The sequence below is a fragment of the Arthrobacter sp. SE2 genome, assembly GCF_058244265.1.
The window spans coordinates 1-5,824 of the sequence record NZ_JBZAYA010000045.1 but is presented as its reverse complement, the minus strand read 5'-3'; the positions used below and the strand labels follow the sequence as shown (position 1 = coordinate 5,824).

Genomic DNA, 5,824 nt, shown 5'->3' with positions numbered 1-5,824 from the left:
GTCTGTTGTTTGAGAACTCAATAGTGTGCCAAGTTTGTTGATACCGATTTGTTTTTATGAATTGGTTGTTTTGGCTGGTCCTGTGTCACCTCCGTGGTGCGGGGCTGGTTTTTTACAGCTGGTTTCAAATTTTGTGCAGCTCTTCTGCCGTTATTTCCGGTGGTTGTGGTTGTGTCTGTTTTTGTTTTACTTCAACGGAGAGTTTGATCCTGGCTCAGGATGAACGCTGGCGGCGTGCTTAACACATGCAAGTCGAACGATGATCTCCAGCTTGCTGGGGGGATTAGTGGCGAACGGGTGAGTAACACGTGAGTAACCTGCCCTTGACTCTGGGATAAGCCTGGGAAACTGGGTCTAATACCGGATACGACCGTCCCGCGCATGCGGTGGTGGTGGAAAGCTTTTGCGGTTTTGGATGGACTCGCGGCCTATCAGCTTGTTGGTGGGGTAATGGCCTACCAAGGCGACGACGGGTAGCCGGCCTGAGAGGGTGACCGGCCACACTGGGACTGAGACACGGCCCAGACTCCTACGGGAGGCAGCAGTGGGGAATATTGCACAATGGGCGAAAGCCTGATGCAGCGACGCCGCGTGAGGGATGACGGCCTTCGGGTTGTAAACCTCTTTCAGTAGGGAAGAAGCGAAAGTGACGGTACCTGCAGAAGAAGCGCCGGCTAACTACGTGCCAGCAGCCGCGGTAATACGTAGGGCGCAAGCGTTATCCGGAATTATTGGGCGTAAAGAGCTCGTAGGCGGTTTGTCGCGTCTGCTGTGAAAGACCGGGGCTCAACTCCGGTTCTGCAGTGGGTACGGGCAGACTAGAGTGATGTAGGGGAGACTGGAATTCCTGGTGTAGCGGTGAAATGCGCAGATATCAGGAGGAACACCGATGGCGAAGGCAGGTCTCTGGGCATTAACTGACGCTGAGGAGCGAAAGCATGGGGAGCGAACAGGATTAGATACCCTGGTAGTCCATGCCGTAAACGTTGGGCACTAGGTGTGGGGGACATTCCACGTTTTCCGCGCCGTAGCTAACGCATTAAGTGCCCCGCCTGGGGAGTACGGCCGCAAGGCTAAAACTCAAAGGAATTGACGGGGGCCCGCACAAGCGGCGGAGCATGCGGATTAATTCGATGCAACGCGAAGAACCTTACCAAGGCTTGACATGAACCGGTAACGCCTGGAAACAGGTGCCCCGCTTGCGGTCGGTTTACAGGTGGTGCATGGTTGTCGTCAGCTCGTGTCGTGAGATGTTGGGTTAAGTCCCGCAACGAGCGCAACCCTCGTTCTATGTTGCCAGCGCGTGATGGCGGGGACTCATAGGAGACTGCCGGGGTCAACTCGGAGGAAGGTGGGGACGACGTCAAATCATCATGCCCCTTATGTCTTGGGCTTCACGCATGCTACAATGGCCGGTACAAAGGGTTGCGATACTGTGAGGTGGAGCTAATCCCAAAAAGCCGGTCTCAGTTCGGATTGGGGTCTGCAACTCGACCCCATGAAGTCGGAGTCGCTAGTAATCGCAGATCAGCAACGCTGCGGTGAATACGTTCCCGGGCCTTGTACACACCGCCCGTCAAGTCACGAAAGTTGGTAACACCCGAAGCCGGTGGCCTAACCCTTGTGGGGGGAGCCGTCGAAGGTGGGACCGGCGATTGGGACTAAGTCGTAACAAGGTAGCCGTACCGGAAGGTGCGGCTGGATCACCTCCTTTCTAAGGAGCACCATTATCGCTCCCTGTCCGGCCGCATGGTTGGTCCGGGGGTGTGTGGAAGCAAAGCCCATTGCGCAGGCGTCTGTTCTGCGGTGGGTGCTCATGGGTGGAATATCAGCAGATAGCGGCCGGTTGGTTCTTTCCTGCCCCTAGTACGGATGTCTCTTTCCTTTTGGTTTGGGTGTCTTGGAACGGTGCGGGTGGGGGCGGGCCGGTTTTCGTGTTTGGCACACTGTTGGGTCCTGAGGCAACAGGGCCGTGGCGTGGGGTGTGTGGCCTGTGAGGGTTGCGTGGTTCCGTGGTGCGGGTTTGTATGTTTCTGGTTTCCTGGCTGCATTGTCTTCGTGCGTTTGGTGGTTGTCCCCTTTTTGGGGGGTGGCCGGCGTGGGGGGGTGTGGTACGGGGTTGTTGTTTGAGAACTACATAGTGGACGCGAGCATCTAGGCACGCGCATGGTCATTGCTTCCTTTTTGGGGGGTGGTGGGGTGTGTGTGTCTTACAGCAATTTCTTTTTATGAACCTGGATCCGGTCATGGTGTGCGTCCCTTTGCGGGGTGTGCGGTGTGGCGGTTTCCGTGGTTCTCTCGAGAAGTTTTTTGATCTTGTGTGGTCAAGTTTTTAAGGGCACACGGTGGATGCCTTGGCATTAGGAGCCGAAGAAGGACGTAGGAATCTGCGATAAGCCTGGGGGAGTTGATAACCGAACGGTGATCCCAGGATGTCCGAATGGGGAAACCCCGCCAGACGCTGTGAGGTGATCTGGTGACCCGCATCTGAACACATAGGGTGCGTGGGGGGAACGCGGGGAAGTGAAACATCTCAGTACCCGCAGGAAGAGAAAACAAGAGTGATTCCGTTAGTAGTGGCGAGCGAACGCGGATGAGGCTAAACCGTTCCATGTGTGATAGCCGGCGGGCGTTGCATGGGCGGGGTTGTGGGACTTTCCGTACTGGTTCTGCCGGACCGGTGGGGTGAGAGCATGGACATAGGTGAACGGTCTTGAAAGGCCGGCCGGAGAGGGTGTTAGCCCCGTAACCGTAATGTTGTGTGCCGCCTGGAGAGGATCCCAAGTAGCACGGGGCCCGAGAAATCCCGTGTGAATCTGTCAGGACCACCTGATAAGCCTAAATACTTCCTAATGACCGATAGCGGACCAGTACCGTGAGGGAAAGGTGAAAAGTACCCCGGGAGGGGAGTGAAACAGTACCTGAAACCGTGTGCTTACAATCCGTCGGAGCCAGTCTGATTCTGGTGACGGCGTGCCTTTTGAAGAATGAGCCTGCGAGTTAGTGTTACGTCGCGAGGTTAACCCGTGTGGGGTAGCCGTAGCGAAAGCGAGTCTGAACAGGGCGAGTGTAGTGGCGTGATCTAGACCCGAAGCGGAGTGATCTACCCATGGCCAGGTTGAAGCGACGGTAAGACGTCGTGGAGGACCGAACCCACTTCAGTTGAAAATGGAGGGGATGAGCTGTGGGTAGGGGTGAAAGGCCAATCAAACTCCGTGATAGCTGGTTCTCCCCGAAATGCATTTAGGTGCAGCGTTGCGTGTTTCTTGCCGGAGGTAGAGCTACTGGATGGCCGATGGGCCCTACAAGGTTACTGACGTCAGCCAAACTCCGAATGCCGGTAAGTGAGAGCGCAGCAGTGAGACTGTGGGGGATAAGCTTCATAGTCGAGAGGGAAACAGCCCAGACCACCAACTAAGGCCCCTAAGCGTGTGCTAAGTGGGAAAGGATGTGGAGTTGCGAAGACAACCAGGAGGTTGGCTTAGAAGCAGCCATCCTTGAAAGAGTGCGTAATAGCTCACTGGTCAAGTGATTCCGCGCCGACAATGTAGCGGGGCTCAAGTACACCGCCGAAGTTGTGGATTTCAGATAGTAGACAAGCCTTCGTGGTTCAGTCGTCTGGAGTGGTAGGGGAGCGTCGTGTGGGCGGTGAAGTCGCGGTGTAAACCAGCGGTGGAGCCTACACGAGTGAGAATGCAGGCATGAGTAGCGAAAGACGGGTGAGAAACCCGTCCGCCGAATGATCAAGGGTTCCAGGGTCAAGCTAATCTGCCCTGGGTAAGTCGGGACCTAAGGCGAGGCCGACAGGCGTAGTCGATGGACAACGGGTTGATATTCCCGTACCGGCGAAGGACCGCCCATGCCAAGCGGGGGATACTAACCGCCCGGAGCCTGCCCAATCACCCTTGTGGTGTGCGGGTTTTGGCCGAGCGCGGGACCTGATCCCGGGAGGTAAGCGTATTAACAGGTGTGACGCAGGAAGGTAGCCGGGCCGGGCGATGGTTGCCCCGGTCTAAGGATGTAGGGTCAGCGATAGGCAAATCCGTCGCTGTGTCTTTGATGACGTTCCTGAGATCTGATGGGACCCCCGTCATGGGGGGATCCGGTGATCCTATGCTGCCTAGAAAAGCATCGGCGCGAGGTTCAAGCCGCCCGTACCCCAAACCGACACAGGTGATCAGGTAGAGAATACCAAGGCGATCGAGAGAATTATGGTTAAGGAACTCGGCAAAATGCCCCCGTAACTTCGGGAGAAGGGGGGCCCCAACCTTGAACACCACTTGCTGGTGGGAGGGGATCGGGGCCGCAGAGACCAGGGGGAAGCGACTGTTTACTAAAAACACAGGTCCGTGCGAAGTCGCAAGACGATGTATACGGACTGACTCCTGCCCGGTGCTGGAAGGTTAAGAGGACCGGTTAGCCGCAAGGCGAAGCTGAGAATTTAAGCCCCAGTAAACGGCGGTGGTAACTATAACCATCCTAAGGTAGCGAAATTCCTTGTCGGGTAAGTTCCGACCTGCACGAATGGAGTAACGACTTCCCCGCTGTCTCAACCATAAACTCGGCGAAATTGCAGTACGAGTAAAGATGCTCGTTACGCGCAGCAGGACGGAAAGACCCCGAGACCTTTACTATAGTTTGGTATTGGTGTTCGGAGTGGCTTGTGTAGGATAGGTGGGAGACGTTGAAGCCCGGACGCCAGTTCGGGTGGAGTCATCGTTGAAATACCACTCTGGTCACTTTGGACATCTAACTTCGGCCCGTGATCCGGGTCAGGGACAGTGCCTGATGGGTAGTTTAACTGGGGCGGTTGCCTCCTAAAAAGTAACGGAGGCGCCCAAAGGTTCCCTCAGCCTGGTTGGCAATCAGGTGTCGAGTGTAAGTGCACAAGGGAGCTTGACTGTGAGAGAGACATCTCAAGCAGGGACGAAAGTCGGGACTAGTGATCCGGCGGTACATTGTGGAATGGCCGTCGCTCAACGGATAAAAGGTACCTCGGGGATAACAGGCTGATCTTGCCCAAGAGTCCATATCGACGGCATGGTTTGGCACCTCGATGTCGGCTCGTCGCATCCTGGGGCTGGAGTAGGTCCCAAGGGTTGGGCTGTTCGCCCATTAAAGCGGTACGCGAGCTGGGTTTAGAACGTCGTGAGACAGTTCGGTCCCTATCCGCTGCGCGCGCAGGAAATTTGAGAAGGGCTGTCCTTAGTACGAGAGGACCGGGACGGACGAACCTCTGGTGTGTCAGTTGTACTGCCAAGTGCACCGCTGATTAGCTACGTTCGGATGGGATAACCGCTGAAAGCATCTAAGCGGGAAGCTCGCTTCAAGATGAGATTTCCATACACCTCGTGTGTGAGAGGCCCCCAGCCAGACCACTGGGTTGATAGGCCGGATGTGGAAGACAGGACTAAAGACTGTTGAAGCTGACCGGTACTAATAGGCCGACAACTTACACCACACAAACACGATCACTGCTTGCGTCCACTATGTGGTTCCCGAACAACAAACCGTTGCTTCCTGGAACCACACAACTGAATAACAACACCACCATGTTGTAACCAGTCTTCCCACCCCGCACCGCGTGCGGGGGTCGGGTAACAGGGTTACGGCGGTCATAGCGTGGGGGAAACGCCCGGTCCCATTCCGAACCCGGAAGCTAAGACCCACAGCGCCGATGGTACTGCACCCGGGAGGGTGTGGGAGAGTAGGACACCGCCGGACAACCATTAACGGTCAGGCCCCGACACCACGTGTCGGGGCCTGACCCCTTTAAAACACCCCCCGGCAAAAACGAGCCGGCACCCCGCCAGCACCCGGTATA

General features: G+C 56.2%; 3 rRNA genes. All 3 read left to right on the top strand.

Annotated features, from left to right (window positions below):
• The first annotated feature begins 191 nt into the window (after positions 1-191).
• Positions 192-1,714, top strand: a 16S ribosomal RNA gene (locus AC4CS3_RS23865).
• Between the two features lie 608 nt (positions 1,715-2,322).
• A 23S ribosomal RNA gene (locus AC4CS3_RS23860) occupies positions 2,323-5,461 on the top strand.
• A gap of 146 nt (positions 5,462-5,607) precedes the next feature.
• A 5S ribosomal RNA gene (gene rrf, locus AC4CS3_RS23855) occupies positions 5,608-5,724 on the top strand.
• Together the 16S, 23S and 5S rRNA genes form the textbook arrangement of a ribosomal RNA operon.
• The last annotated feature ends 100 nt before the right edge of the window (positions 5,725-5,824 follow it).